A 14709-nucleotide genomic window follows, 5' to 3' on the forward strand; every position below is an offset into this window, starting at 1 on the left:
GATGAGATTAAAATGAAAAGTTTTGATATAATAAAGTTATTATAAGGATGTATAATGTTAGATAATAAGTATGATGATAATATTTTTTTTGATAAATATGCCTTAATGCTAAGATCTAAAGTAGGATTGGATGGTGCTGGTGAATGGGAAGATTTTAAAACATGTTTACCAAGTTTAAAAGATAAAGTTATATTAGACTTAGGTTGTGGATATGGATGGCATAGTATTTATGCTTTAGAAAATGGGTCTAAAAAAGTTTTTGCTATTGATTTATCTTTAAAAATGTTAGATAAAGCTAAGACTAAAACAAGTAAATATAAAAATAAAATATCCTTTTATAGAGGTTCTTGTGAAGAAATAGATAAAATCACTGACTTACAAAATATGAAATTTGATATAGTTATTAGTTCTTTAGTTTTTCATTATATAAAGGATTATGAAAAATTAATTTTTAATATTTCAAATCTTCTTAATAAAAATGGTAGTTTGGTTTTTAGTGTTGAGCATCCTGTTTTTACCGCAAATATTTCCCAAGATTTTATATATGATAACAATGGGGATATTCAATATTTTCCTATTAAAAATTATTTTTATGAAAATAAAAATAAATATAATTTTTTAGGTGAGGGTGTGATTAAATATCACCGTACCTTAACAAGTTATATTTCTCCCTTATTGCAAAATAATTTTAAAATAACCAATATTATTGAGCCAAAGCCTTCTAATAAAATTATCAATCTTTTTCCTGAATTCAAAAATGAATTTAAAAAAGAATGGCATAGGCCAATGATGTTGATAATATCTTGCATGAAAGAGTAGCTTGAACTTAGTTGTAGATAAATTAAGATTTTTTTTAAAAAATAATAATGTATTTTTAAGTGGTGGTGCAGGTGTTGGCAAGTCTTTTTTAACTATGGAGCTTATAAGATCTTATAGAGTTCAAGGAAAAATTGTCGTTGTATTGGGTTCTACTGCACTTAGTGCTTTTAATATAGGTGGGGTTACTTTACATAGTTTTTTTGCTTTTAAAAGATGTCAAAATTATGATGAGTTGTATTATGAAGATAGAAAGCAAAAAGATAAACTAGAAAAATTAAAGAGAATTTTAAAACAATGTGATTTATTGGTTATTGATGAAATCTCTATGGTAAGTGCTTCATTGATGGAAATGATTTATTATAGATTATCAAGAAGTGGTTTTAATGGTAAAATTTTATTAGTTGGAGATTTTTTTCAACTTCCACCTGTGATTAATTATAGAGAAAATCAAATTCAAAGCACTTTATTTCAAAATACTTTATATGCTTTTTCTTCGCAAGCTTGGAATGATCTTAAATTTATTAATCTAAAACTTAGCGTTACAAAAAGAACTTTAGATAAGCAATTTTATGAATATCTGTTTTTTCTTAGAATGGGTGAAGTAAATAAAGAAATGCTAAGTTTTTTTAAAAAAATGTTAATTAGTTCAAAAAATTTACTTGAATATATGGATGAGTATACTTTATTGTGTGCTACAAATAAAAAAACTAATTATATTAATACTGAAAAATTAAATCTTTTACAAGGCAAAGAAAGTATATTTAAGGCAAAAACTGAAAAACTAGATTATACTTTAGATGATAAAACTTATGAGCAGTGGATCAACGGACTTAATTCTTTGAGCGAGTTAAAATTAAAAATAGGTGCTAAGATTATTTTTTGTATGAATAATAAAGAAGAAAATTATTATAATGGGGAGCAAGGTGTTGTTTTAGATTTTATAAAAGATAAAGAGCAAGAATATATTCTGATAGAAAAAAATAATGGTGAAATATTGAAATTAAAACCATATGAATATACCTTAGAAGAGTATGAGTTAGACAAAGATGAAAAACTAGAAGTTAAGATAAAAGCTAAATTTGTTCAATTTCCTATAAAATTAGCTTATGCTATAACAATCCATAAATCTCAAGGTATGAGTATAGATAAATTAATATGTGATATTGATGGAATTTTTGAAAAAGGACAATTATATGTATGTTTATCAAGAGCTATTAATCCAAGTAATTTAAAAATAATATATAATTATAAAATGCCTTTTGAAGATTATTTTTTAAAAATTTTAAAATTTGATAAAGAGGTAAAGCGATTTTATCTACAAGAAAAGTTTGTAAATTTAGAATAAGATGGGGAATGATTATGAGATGGGTGGTAATTTTATTTTTTTCTTTTTGTAGTATTTATGCTAATTCTTTAAGCATAGAAGATTTTAGAACAGATTTGTATTCAAAGGTTGGAAATAATACTTTAAAAAAGATTGAAATGACTTTGGATTTTGAGGGAGAAAATTTAGATCAAAAAAAAATCATAGATGCTTTAAATACTATTGTATCTAGTTATTTTTATGAAGATTTATTCACAGAAGTGGGTAAAAACAACTTCAAAGAAACTTTGCTTAAATTTAGCAATAAAAAATACAAAACTCAAATAAAAAATATTTATATTCTAAAAATTAATTCAGTAGCTCAATTTGATATAGAAGAACTGAAGCGTTTTGTAAAAGATTTGGAAAAAAAGGATGAAGATTTAAAAGAAACTGCTAAACAAGAAGAAATTCAAAATATTCTTAAAATTACTAAAACTTCAGATCAAAATAATACCCAACCAAAAGATATGAATGCTACTCAAACAAGCGGTGTTAAAGATGGTAATATAAGTTTCAATCAAGATGTTAATACAAGTAAAGAAGCCATGGATATGATTTTAAAAACTATGGAAAATACTCAAATGCAAATGTTAGCACCAAGCAAAGAACAAGACTTGTTTAAAGAGATACCATTTTGATTATTGGATTATATCAAAATGGCTTGGGATTTTTGGTATAAAAATATTTTCGTTAATATTTTGATCAAATTTTTGATTGTAAAAATAAATACTGACTAAATTTCCTAATTCATCTTTATAAGAAATACTACTAAGGCTATTATTTTCTAGTTTGATATTATATGCGATATTTTCATATTTTGCTTCATATCTTTCATGAGATATTAATTTTGCATTTTTAAAAATTGCTTGAAGATTTGGTAAATTTTGTAATTGGGTATAAATAGCTTGTTCTAATTCAGGTTCTATGATAATAACTTCTTTGTTATTGATATAAATTTGCTTTTTATTTGGTTTAATGTAATTCCAAAAGGCTTTATTTTGAGTAATGATAAAATTTCCTTTATAATTTAGCGAAGAATTATTACTTTGCACTTTTTGCTCAAAATCACTGCTAAAATTTTTAAAATTTATATCAAAAGCAAAAATATTACAAGCAAATATCATTAAAAATATAAAATATTTCATAATTATCCTTTAAAATTTAACAAATTATATAAAATTTATGCAAATAAAATTTTTATATAGTTCTAATTAAAATCAAGGTATAATCTAGCATATATTTTTGTAATTAAAGGTAAAAAAATGTTTTCTAGTGTATTTAAAGCAATATTTGGCACAAAAAACGATCGAGAAGTAAAAAAATATTTAAAGAGAGTTGCACAAATTAATGCTTTAGAGTCAAAATACCAAAATTTAAGTGATGATGAATTAAAACAAGTATTTATAGAATTTAAAACACAAATTCAAAAAGAAGAACAAACTTTAGACCAAATACTGAATGATATTTTTGCAATAGTTAGAGAAGTAGGAAAAAGAACTCTTAATATGCGTCATTTTGATGTGCAATTAATCGGTGGTATGGTTTTGCATGAGGGAAAAATCGCTGAAATGAAAACTGGGGAAGGTAAAACCTTGGTTGCAACTTTACCTGTTGTATTAAATGCTATGAGTGGCAAGGGTGTACATGTAGTTACTGTAAATGATTATTTGGCTAAAAGAGATGCAGAGCAAATGAGTGCTATTTATAATTTTTTAGGTTTTAGCGTAGGTGTGATACTTTCAGAACAAAATAGCGATGAGGCACATAAAAAAGCTTATGAGTGTGATATAACTTATGGTACAAATAATGAATTTGGCTTTGACTATTTGCGCGATAATATGAAATTTTCAAAGCTTGAAAAAGTACAAAGAGAGCATAATTTTGTTATAGTTGATGAAGTAGATAGTATTTTAATAGATGAAGCAAGAACTCCACTTATTATAAGTGGGCCTACAAATAGAACTTTAGATGGTTATATTAAAGCAAATGAAGTAGCAAAACAAATGCAAAAAGGCCAAGCAGCTGCTACTCCTCAAGAATTACCAAGTGGTGATTTTGTTGTCGATGAGAAAAATAGAACTATCATGATTACAGAGGCTGGAATTTCTAAAGCAGAAAAATTATTTGGAGTGGAAAATTTATACAGCTTAGATAATGCAATATTGGCCCATCAGCTTGATCAGGCTTTAAAAGCGCATAATTTATTTGAAAAAGATGTGCATTATGTATTAAGAGATAAAGAAGTTGTAATTGTTGATGAATTTACAGGAAGGTTAAGCGAGGGAAGACGCTTTAGTGATGGCTTACACCAAGCGTTAGAGGCTAAAGAAGGAGTAAAAATTCAAGAAGAGAGTCAAACTTTAGCAGATATTACTTTCCAAAATTATTTTAGAATGTATAAAAAATTAGCAGGTATGACAGGTACTGCACAAACTGAGGCAACAGAATTTTCTCAAATTTATAATTTAGACGTAGTGTCTATACCTACAAATATACCGGTTGCAAGAATAGATAAAGATGATTTGATTTATAAAACACAAGAAGAAAAATTTAAAGCAGTTATTGAAGAGATAAAAAAAGCAAATGCAAAAGGTCAACCGGTTTTAGTAGGGACTGCAAGTATTGAAAGAAGTGAAGTATTTCATAATATGCTTGTAAAAGAACGCATTCCTCATCATGTGCTTAATGCTAAAAATCACGAGCAAGAAGCTTTAATTATCCAAGATGCGGGTAAAAAAGGTGCAGTAACTATAGCTACCAATATGGCAGGTCGCGGGGTTGATATAAAAATAGATGATGAAATAAGAGCTTTAGGAGGGCTTTATATCATAGGAACTGAACGCCATGAAAGTAGAAGAATAGATAATCAACTTCGTGGGCGTGCAGGACGTCAAGGTGATCCTGGTGTAAGTAGGTTTTATTTAAGTTTAGAGGATAATCTTTTGAGAATTTTTGGTGGCGATCGCATTAAAAATATTATGGAAAGATTGGGCATAGAAGAGGGTGAGCATATAGAAAGTCGTATTGTTACAAGAGCTGTTGAAAATGCGCAAAAAAAAGTTGAAAGCTTACATTTTGAAAGTAGAAAACATTTGCTTGAGTACGATGATGTGGCTAATGAGCAAAGAAAGACTATTTATAATTATAGAAATGAATTATTAGATGAAGAATTTGACTTGCAAGATAAAATTTTAAAAAATATTGCTGAATATAGCAATCACTTGGTAAGTCAAATTTATCTAAATGCAGAGCTTGAAGATGATGTTAAGCATTTTGAAAGTTTAAAACAAAAAGTAAATTATGAATGCAATCTTGAGCTTAGCGAAGCTGATTTTAAAGATTTGGGTGTAATTGAAGTAGAAAATAAATTAAGTGAAATTTTAGAAAAAGCTTATAAAGACAAAATGAGCATTATTGAAGATAAAGAAGCTAGAAGAATTGAAAGAATTTTATACCTTCAAATTTTAGATAATCTATGGAGGGAGCATTTATACCAAATGGATATTTTAAAAACTGGTATAGGTTTAAGAAGTTATAATCAAAAAGATCCTTTAGTAGAATATAAAAAAGAAAGCTATAATCTTTTCATGGAGCTTGTTGAGCGTGTTAAATTTGATAGTTTAAAATTGTTATTTAATGTAGTTTTTACTCAAAAAGAAGCACAAAATTTTGAAGAAAAAAGCCATGAGCAAAATGAGCAGTTCTTAGCTAGTACTACAGAAAGTGGTGTTGATGAAAATGGTGAAGCGCAAATTACTAAAGTACCTAGAAATTCACCTTGTCCTTGCGGTAGCGGTAAAAAATATAAAGAATGCCATGGTAAAAGTGGTCCCAAAAGAGGTATTTTAGCTTAAGGTTCGAAATGAATTTGGTTATAGTCGAAGATGATATAAATATGAGAAAATCACTCGAAATTGCTTTGAGTGAATATGAGGAATTTACTATAAAATCTTATAAATCAGCAACTGAAGCTTTAAAAAAACTAAATGATGATGTTGATTTGATTATTACAGATATTAATATGCCAGGTATGGATGGTATTGAATTTGTGCAAGCTTGTGAGAATAAATATGATTTTATTATTATTACAGGTAATGCAACACTAAATCGCGCTATAGAAGCAGTAAGACTTGGTGTAAAAGATTTTCTGGTAAAACCATTTGATATTAATACTTTAGTTACCGCAATAAAACGTGCAAAAATAATTCAAGAAAAGACTTCTAAAAAAACAAATAAAAAGACTATCAAAAAAGAAGAAAATCAAGATTTTTATGGTACCTCTAAGGCTTTGGAAAATTGTTTGAAATTAGCTACTAAAGCTGCTAAGACAGATGCAAGCGTGCTTTTTTTTGGAGAAAGTGGGGTAGGTAAAGAAGTTTTTGCAAATTTTGTACATAAAAATTCAAAAAGAGCACAAAAACCTTTTGTGGCTATTAATATGGCAGCAATTCCATCAAATTTAATAGAAAGTGAGCTTTTTGGTTTTGAAAAAGGTGCATTTACTGATGCTAATACTACTAAAATAGGGTTGTTTGAACTTGCTAATGAAGGCACTTTATTTTTAGATGAAATAGGTGAAATGCCTTATGAAATTCAAGCAAAATTATTAAGAGCCTTGCAAGAAAAAGAAATTACAAGATTAGGAAGTACCAAAAGTATAAAGATTGATGTAAGAATTATTAGTGCAACTAATGCTCATATAGAAAAAAAGATTGCAGATAATGAGTTTAGACAAGATTTATATTATAGACTTAATACTATTCCTATTAATATACCACCACTAAGAGAGCGTCAAGAAGAAATTTTACAAATTGCGCAAAAGGTATTACTTGATACATGTAAAGAATATGATTTCAATGAAAAAACTTTAAGTCAAGAAGCACAAGATGCTTTACTAGCTTATGATTTTCCAGGCAATATTAGAGAATTGATTTCTATTATACAAAGAGCTTGTATTTTAAGTGAAAATGACGAGATTAGCGCTCAAGATTTATTCTTAGAAAGTAGAAAAAGTAAAGATATTAAAAATCTTGAAAAAGAATTGATTTTAGAAGCTTTAAAAAATTCACAAGATATTGTAGAAGCAGCTAAGCTTATAGGGATGAGTGAGAAAATTTTTAGCGAAAAAATGAAAAAATATAATATTACTTAAAAAGGACGGACAATGAAAAAAATAGCTATTGTAGGTGCAACAGGAGCAGTTGGTGAAGAACTTTTAAATGTCTTAGACGAGCTTGATTTTCCAGTTGAAAGTATTTTGCCATTAGCAAGTGCAAAAAGCGCAGGTAGTGAAGTAGATTTTAGAGGAAAAAGTTATAAAGTAAAAGAATTAACTCCAAGTGTTTTTAAAGAAAATCCTGTGGATATTGCTTTTTTTAGCGCTGGAGGAAATATAAGTGCTGAGTATGCAAAATACGCAGTAGAATGTGGTGCTGTGGTGATTGATAATACGAGCCATTTTAGAATGGATGAGAATGTTCCTTTGGTGGTTCCTGAATGTAATGGTGAAGATATTAAAGATTGGGAAAAAACAGGGATTATTGCTAATCCAAATTGTTCTACTATACAAATGGTACATGTTTTAAAACCACTTGATGATGTATTTAATCTAAAAAGAGTAGATGTAAGTACTTATCAAGCAGCAAGTGGTGCGGGTAAAGAAGGTATAGAAGAATTGGTTCAAGGAATGCAAAGTTTTTTTGCTTTTAAATTAGATGAATTTGAAGCAAAAACTTTTCCATATACCTTAGCTTTAAATTTAATTCCTCAAATTGATGTTTTTAGTGAAAATGGCTACACTAAAGAAGAATTAAAAATGGTGAATGAAACGCAAAAAATATTGCATAAAAAACTTGAAATTTCAGCAACTTGCGTAAGAGTCCCTGTGCTTAGAAGTCATAGTGAAGCTATTACTATGCATTTTGAAAAAGATGTTGATGTTGCTAAAGTTAGAGAGATACTTTCTAAAGCACCAAGTGTTGTTGTGATTGATGATGTAGAAAATAAAAAATATCCTATGCCGCTTTTTACGAGTGATACTAACGAAACTTATGTAGGAAGAATTAGACGTGATATTAATCACAAAAACATTTTACACTTATGGTGTGTGGCTGATCAAATTCGTGTAGGAGCTGCTACAAATGCAGTGCGTATCGCACAAAAATGGCTAGAATTGGTTTAAAAAGGAGAAAAATGCTAGAAAGATTTTTTGAAAATTTATTAGTTAAGAGTCGTTTGGTTACTATTTTACCTGTAATTTTTGGCTTAATAGGAGCCTTTGTTTTATTTTTTATCGCAAGTTATGATGTGATTAAAGTTTTAAAATATGTATTTGAATACTTTATGTTGTCTAATTCTACGGTAGATTTGCATGAAGACATTGTTGGTTTGATTATAGGGGCTGTAGATTTATATTTAATGGCTTTGGTTTTATTTATTTTCTCTTTTGGAATTTATGAACTTTTTATTAGTGAAATAGAAGAATTTAAACAAACTAAGCAATCAAAAGTTTTGGAAGTGCATAGTTTGGATCAGCTAAAAGATAAGCTTGCAAAAGTTATTATTATGGTCTTAGTTGTAAATTTTTTCCAAAGAATTTTACAAATGCAACTAAATACGGTTTTAGATATGACTTATTTAGCAGGTTCTATTTTGGCTCTTTGTATAGGACTTTATTTTTTACACAAAAGTGATCACTAAAATAAGGAATAAAAATGATTTTTATTGATGCGTGTTTTAAAAAATCAACCCCTTATACTCCAGTTTGGATGATGCGTCAAGCAGGAAGATATCTGCCTGAGTACATGGAAGTTAGAGCAAGTGTTGGGGATTTTTTATCACTTTGTAAGGACTATAAAAAAGCAAGTGAAGTTACTTTGCAACCTGTGGATATTTTAGGTGTTGATGCAGCTATTATTTTTTCAGATATTTTAGTGGTACCTTTAGAAATGGGTATGGATTTAAAATTTGAAAAAGGCGAAGGACCAGTATTTTCAAATCCCATTAAAACTAAGGAAGATTTGGAAAGATTAGATGTTGAAAAAAGTGTTAAAAAACTTTCTTATGTTTATGATGCACTAGCACTTACTAGAGAAAAACTTGCACAAGATAAAGCTTTGATTGGTTTTTGTGGAAGTCCTTGGACTATTGCTACTTATATGATAGAGGGTGGTGGTAGTAAAAATTATGCAAAATGTAAAAAATTAGTTTATCAAAATCCTGAATTTTTACATCAAATTTTATCTAAACTTACTTTATCTTTAAAGCATTATATTCAAGAACAAATTAAAGCAGGAGCTAATGCTATACAGATATTTGATAGTTGGGCAAGTGCTTTAGAAGAAGAGATGTTTTTTGAATTTTCTTTTAAATATATGCTCGAAATTGCTGATTTTATCAAAGAAAGATATCCACATATTCCCGTGATTTTATTTCCTAAAGGTGTTAGTGGATTTTTGGATGGTATAAATGGAAATTTTGATGTTTTTGGTGTAGATTGGAGTACGCCTTTAGAATTGGCAAAAGAAAAACTAGGCGCTAAGTATACTTTACAGGGTAATATGGAGCCTTGTAGATTGTATGATAAAAAGGCGATTGAAGTAGGAGTGGATAAAATTTTAAATATTATGCAAGGTGGTGCACATATTTTTAACCTTGGACATGGTATTTTGCCTGATATTCCTGTTGAAAATGCTAAATATTTTATCAAGCTAGTTCAAGAGAAATCTAAAAAGTGAATAAAATTACCTTTGGTCCCATAAGCTCAAGAAGATTTGGACTTTCTTTAGGGGTTGATTTAAGTCCAAATCAAAAGCAATGTAATTTCGATTGTGTATATTGTGAGTTACAAGCTGCAAAACCCGTGGAAAAATCTTTAGTATATCCAAAAATTCAAGATATCTTAGAACAAGTAAAGCAAGCTTTAGCTAGTGATGTGAAATTCGATTTTCTTACATTAACTGCAAATGGTGAACCTAGTCTGTATCCTTATTTAAAAGAATTAGTTTGTGAGTTAAATAAAATAAAACAAGATAAAAAACTTTTGATTTTAAGCAATGGCAGTGGTGCGTTAAATCCAAATGCATTCAATGCTTTATTAGATATTGATGTGGTTAAATTTAGTCTTGATAGTGCTAAAGAAAAAACATTTTATAGAATAGATAAAGCTCTAAAACAAATTAAACTTGAAGTAATGATTGATAAAATGATTGCTTTTAGGGAAAAATTTCTAGGTGAGCTTGTTATAGAAGTTTTAGTTGTACAAGGCTTAAATGACAATAAAGAAGAAATGCTAGCTTTAAATGAAGTATTTGATAAAATAAAGCCATCAAGAGTGGATTTTAGCACTATTGATAGACCTCCAGCTTATCCTGTTAAAGGTATATCTTTGGAAAAACTAGAAGAATTAAGTATGTATATTACTAGTATTCCTGTTGTGCTTGCTAAACATTGCTATAAAGGTGAAAAGATTGATTTTAATGCTCAAGAGCTTTTGAAGATGTTACAGCTTAGAGCGCAAAGTGAATTTGATATAGAAAATAAATTTAGTCAATATAGCAAAGAAGTATTGGAAAAATTAATTAAAGAGCAAAAAGTCGTTGTAAAAAATTTAGCAGGAGTAAATTTTTATAAAAAAATATAATTTTTTGTAAAAAACTCTTGACAAAAGTTGTTTTTTCTTATATAATACCATTTCTTATTTATTGATGTTCCGGATTAGCTCAGCGGTAGAGTAGTCGGCTGTTAACCGATTGGTCGTAGGTTCGAATCCTACATCCGGAGCCACTTCTTTTTAAATTATAATCCTATTTTTATAAGTGTTAAGTAAATTATATGATTTTATATAACTAGTATTTTCGTTACGAAAATACTAGTTTTTGATATCAAAAGTAAAGAATTTGCTTTCGAAGCTATTGCCTACTTTTTCATACTGAAACATAGCAGGTTCTAGGTTTTGCACTTCATGGTATAAAAGTCCTAAAGCAAGCCTTGCTTCTAAGGTTTCTTCGTTTTCTAATCTTGCAAGTTCAAGCAAAGCAATGGCTGAGTTTGGATTATTTGAACCTATTGCTGCAACTGCAGCTAAAAATAAAGTTTGAGCATCTTTAATTTTGTAATCATCTATTAAAATATTATAAAGTGTATATGCTTCTTGGTATTCTTTTGCAAATATATCTACATAAGCTAGAGCAAAGATTAATCCAATGGAATTTTTATTACTCATAGCTAGTCTTTTTTTAATATCATTTCTAACATGATTAAGCAAGCCTGTTATTTGCATAAGCGTTACATAGCTATCTTTAACTATACCAGCTCCTCCAAATAAAGAATTATAATCAAGTTTGGTGTTTAAAAAATACATTTGAGCTTGTTTGGCATATTCTTTGATATTTAAGTTCATATTTTTGGAGTTAAAATATAAAATATTGCTAATAATATCCTCACTTAATAAATCTTTTAATTCTTTTATTTTTTGGTTTCTTAGGGTTTCAAGATTATTGCCATTTGCAGCTATAATAGCAAATATTAACTCCAAAGGCGTGTTATTGGTATTTGAAAGATTATCTAGGTAAGGAATAGTAGCAGTAAAGTCATTTTTAGCTAAATATAGTAAATATTTGTATATATTGTTGTTTTGATCAATGGTATTATCTGCTTGGAGATTTTCTAAAAGTTCATTAGCAAGTTTTGTATAATCTTTCTTTGCTAGATCCATACAATATATGCCAAAAATTCCTGCAATATAATTTTTAGGATTTAAATGATATGCGGTTGAAAAGTGCTTGTAAGCATTGTTATAATCTTGTAATTGTGCGTAAGTTAGAGCAAGATTATAATGAATTACATCATGAGCATGATAAATTTCACTTAAGTTTTTAAATTCTTGATTAGCTTCTCTTAGATGAAAATTAAAAGCTAAGTTAATAGCATGAGATAATTCTATATTAACCCCTGATAAAGCCTTACTTTTAACAAGTAATTCATTTTCGTACTCATATCCTTGTATAAAATTTCCTAAATCAGCCTTTGTAATAAGCTCCATGCTTTGTTTAACATCAAAAACACGATATGGTGAAAAGTAAAACAGTAAATCATATATTTGTTGTTTTCCAGTAATTAATCTCTTGGCAAAATTTTGTTGTGCGATATCAATATTTGAAAAATTTCTTTTTAATCTTGTTTTGATATTATAGTATTTTGAACCTATATCTTTATCTTTGATGTAAAGAGCTTTTAAAATTTGCGCACCACTTTCAAATTGACCGGTTTTTAATTCAACTAAGGCTAAAGCAACCTTACTTCTAGCTTCATGTTCTCCTATCTTTGAGGCTTTTTCAAGATATTCTTTAGCTTTTTGATAGTCTCCTGATTTTGCATATAATAAGCCTAAGGGCAAACTTGCTTCATAATCTTCTTGTTTTTGTAAAAAATCAATGGCGTTTTTTTCTGATTTTAATAAAGCATAAACTTTTGCTCCAAGATAATAAGATTCACCTTGATAACCATTGATGTTGTTTGAGCGCATAAACATTTGCAAAGCTTCAGGGTAAAATCCTTGATAGTAATTAATTAAACCTAGATAATAATCATACAAAGATGATTTGGAATCTTGTGGTAAATGCACTCTTGCTAAGTCAAGATAATAATTAAATTTTTCTTTATTACCAAGATTAAAATAACACACAGCAGTGTTTATGGCAGCAGCTACTTTGTGCTCTTCTAATTCTAAAGATTGCTTGAAATTTTCAATTGCGCTAGCATAATCTTTTTGTTTCATTTGGGCTACGCCAAGATTATAACTAGATAAGGATTGATTAAAAATGTTAATGTTATTGTAAAGTTCTAAAGCGCTTTCTACATCACCTTTTTCATATAATAAATTTGCTTTTTGTACTACAAGATCTAATGCTGATTGTTTTACTTTAGTGATGCTTGAGCTAGTATTATTATCTAAGACTTGAGTATTTAAAATAGCTTGCTTATCTTCTTTGAAAACTATGAGTAAAATTAAAACTACAAGCAATATTAAGGCAAGACCTCCAAGAGCAGAAACTAAAATAATAAACTTTTTATCAAAAAGCTTTTTTTTCTCTTCAGGTTGTGGTGTTTGAGGTTTTTCTTCTACTCTTTGAAAGGTGCTTTCTTCCTCCTCTAATTCAGGAGGCATCATACCAGGAGGGATAGCTTGTTCTTCTATTCCTGGATTTTTATCCATCTCAGAGAAAGCTTTTTCTTGGTTGTCTTGTTCTTTAAGTGTTACTTCTTCGGCCATGTTTTCTCTTAAAAGTATTTTTTTAATACATCAGGAATTCTTATATTTCCATCTTTTTCTTGATAATTTTCCATAATAGCTACCAAGGTTCTTCCAACAGCTAGCGAAGAACCATTAAGTGTATGTACTAATTCGTTTTTGCCTTTATCATTTTTAAAGCGAATTTTTGCGCGTCTTGCTTGAAAATCTTTACAATTAGATACAGAGCTAATTTCACGGTATTTATTTTGTGATGGAAGCCAAACTTCTAAATCCACTGTTTTTGCAGCTGAAAAACCTAAATCTCCTGTACAAAGCATCAAATGTCTGTGTGCTAGACCTAAAGAGCTTAGTAAATCACTAGCGCAATTTAGCATTTCTTCAAACATTAGCTCGCTTTGATCAGGCTTGCATATACTAACAAGCTCTACTTTTTCAAATTGATGTTGTCTTATAATGCCTCTTGTATCTCTACCTGCACTTCCTGCTTCTTGTCTAAAACAAGCACTATAGCAAGTCATTTTTAAAGGTAATTCTTCTTGAGTTAAAATTTCATTAGAATAAAGATTAGTTACAGGAATTTCAGAAGTTGAGATGAGGTATAAATCATCATTTTCTACCTTATACATATCATCTTTAAATTTAGGAAGTTGTCCTGTACCATACATGGTTGTGCTATTTACTAAAAATGGTACATTGACTAGCTCAAAACCTCTACTTCTATTAAAATCTATCATATAATTTACTAAAGCTCTACTTAGTAAAGCCCCTTCGTTTTTAAGCACGCAAAAGCGACTTTGCGAGATTTTAACTCCTCTTGTAAAATCAAGCCAATTTAATTTTTCTCCTAAATCATGATGTTCTTTGATTTCAAAATCAAAACTAGGTGGAGTTAGAACTTTTTTTAATTCTACATTCTCATTTTCATCCTCTCCAAAAGGCACACAATCATCAGGGGTATTTGGTATTGCTAGAGCAATTTGTTCTAGTTTTTCTTCTAATTCATTAACGATTTTTGATTGAGTATTAATTTTTTCTTTATTTTGACTTAGTTGTGCTTTTAAACTTTCTTTATCTTGTGCTGTTGCAAGTTCTTTGCTAAATTTGTTTTGAAAAGCTTGAAATTCTTCTAAAAGTGCTTTTTCTTTTTTTAAATTTATAAATAAATCGCTCAGTTCTTTAAGTAAATTTTCATCCACTTTTTTAGTTTTTAGTTTTTGTGCAATTTCATCAAAATTATTTTGCAAAAGTTTTAAATCTAACATTCTAACTC

General features: G+C 28.5%; 12 protein-coding genes and 1 tRNA gene. 10 read left to right on the plus strand and 3 right to left on the minus strand.

Annotated elements, in window-relative coordinates; translation table 11 throughout:
- The first annotated feature begins 54 nt into the window (after positions 1-54).
- The 3 genes from CAMP18498_RS00005 to CAMP18498_RS00015 are packed head-to-tail and all read left to right on the plus strand — an operon-like array spanning position 55 to position 2823.
- Complete coding sequence (locus CAMP18498_RS00005) at positions 55-819, plus strand: class I SAM-dependent methyltransferase (protein WP_337196603.1); 765 nt, start codon at positions 55-57, stop codon at positions 817-819.
- A 1-nt stretch (position 820) separates the two neighbouring features.
- On the plus strand, positions 821-2164 hold the full coding sequence (locus CAMP18498_RS00010; protein WP_337196605.1) for an ATP-dependent DNA helicase: 1344 nt from the start codon (positions 821-823) through the stop codon (positions 2162-2164).
- A 14-nt stretch (positions 2165-2178) separates the two neighbouring features.
- Complete coding sequence (locus CAMP18498_RS00015; RefSeq protein ID WP_337196607.1) at positions 2179-2823, plus strand: flagellar basal body-associated FliL family protein; 645 nt, start codon at positions 2179-2181, stop codon at positions 2821-2823.
- Here the strand turns inward: CAMP18498_RS00015 and lolA are convergent, their stop codons facing one another.
- Positions 2824-3330, minus strand: coding sequence for a LolA-like outer membrane lipoprotein chaperone (lolA, locus tag CAMP18498_RS00020; RefSeq protein ID WP_337196609.1), 507 nt, complete (start codon positions 3328-3330; stop codon positions 2824-2826).
- Between the two features lie 117 nt (positions 3331-3447).
- Between lolA and secA the strand changes: the two genes are divergently transcribed.
- The 7 genes from secA to CAMP18498_RS00055 all read left to right on the plus strand — a co-directional run bounded on the left by secA (position 3448) and on the right by CAMP18498_RS00055 (position 10969).
- On the plus strand, positions 3448-6039 hold the full coding sequence (secA, locus tag CAMP18498_RS00025; RefSeq protein WP_337196610.1) for a preprotein translocase subunit SecA: 2592 nt from the start codon (positions 3448-3450) through the stop codon (positions 6037-6039).
- An 8-nt stretch (positions 6040-6047) separates the two neighbouring features.
- Positions 6048-7337, plus strand: a complete 1290-nt coding sequence (locus CAMP18498_RS00030) for a sigma-54-dependent transcriptional regulator (protein ID WP_337196612.1) — start codon at positions 6048-6050, stop codon at positions 7335-7337.
- Positions 7338-7349: 12 nt separating this feature from the next.
- On the plus strand, positions 7350-8366 hold the full coding sequence (locus CAMP18498_RS00035; RefSeq protein WP_337196614.1) for an aspartate-semialdehyde dehydrogenase: 1017 nt from the start codon (positions 7350-7352) through the stop codon (positions 8364-8366).
- An 11-nt stretch (positions 8367-8377) separates the two neighbouring features.
- On the plus strand, positions 8378-8884 hold the full coding sequence (locus CAMP18498_RS00040; RefSeq protein ID WP_337196616.1) for a YqhA family protein: 507 nt from the start codon (positions 8378-8380) through the stop codon (positions 8882-8884).
- Positions 8885-8898: 14 nt separating this feature from the next.
- Positions 8899-9921, plus strand: coding sequence for a uroporphyrinogen decarboxylase (gene hemE, locus CAMP18498_RS00045; RefSeq protein ID WP_337196618.1), 1023 nt, complete (start codon positions 8899-8901; stop codon positions 9919-9921).
- Positions 9918-10826: a radical SAM protein gene (locus CAMP18498_RS00050; RefSeq protein ID WP_337196620.1), complete on the plus strand. Its 909-nt coding sequence runs from the start codon at positions 9918-9920 to the stop codon at positions 10824-10826. Before hemE ends, CAMP18498_RS00050 begins: the two co-directional genes overlap by 4 nt.
- Positions 10827-10894: 68 nt before the next feature.
- A tRNA-Asn gene (locus CAMP18498_RS00055) sits at positions 10895-10969 on the plus strand.
- A gap of 85 nt (positions 10970-11054) precedes the next feature.
- Here the strand turns inward: CAMP18498_RS00055 and CAMP18498_RS00060 are convergent.
- Together CAMP18498_RS00060 and serS are read right to left on the minus strand one after the other, a co-directional pair.
- Positions 11055-13457 (minus strand): tetratricopeptide repeat protein, encoded by a 2403-nt coding sequence (locus CAMP18498_RS00060; protein WP_337196622.1) that lies wholly within the window; start codon positions 13455-13457, stop codon positions 11055-11057.
- A gap of 8 nt (positions 13458-13465) precedes the next feature.
- The gene (gene serS / locus CAMP18498_RS00065) at positions 13466-14701 is read right to left on the minus strand and encodes a serine--tRNA ligase (protein WP_337196624.1); all 1236 of its coding nucleotides are present in this window, start codon (positions 14699-14701) and stop codon (positions 13466-13468) included.
- Positions 14702-14709 lie beyond the last annotated feature (8 nt).

Source organism: Campylobacter sp. W0066.2 (assembly GCF_024723515.1).
Classification (GTDB): domain Bacteria; phylum Campylobacterota; class Campylobacteria; order Campylobacterales; family Campylobacteraceae; genus Campylobacter_D.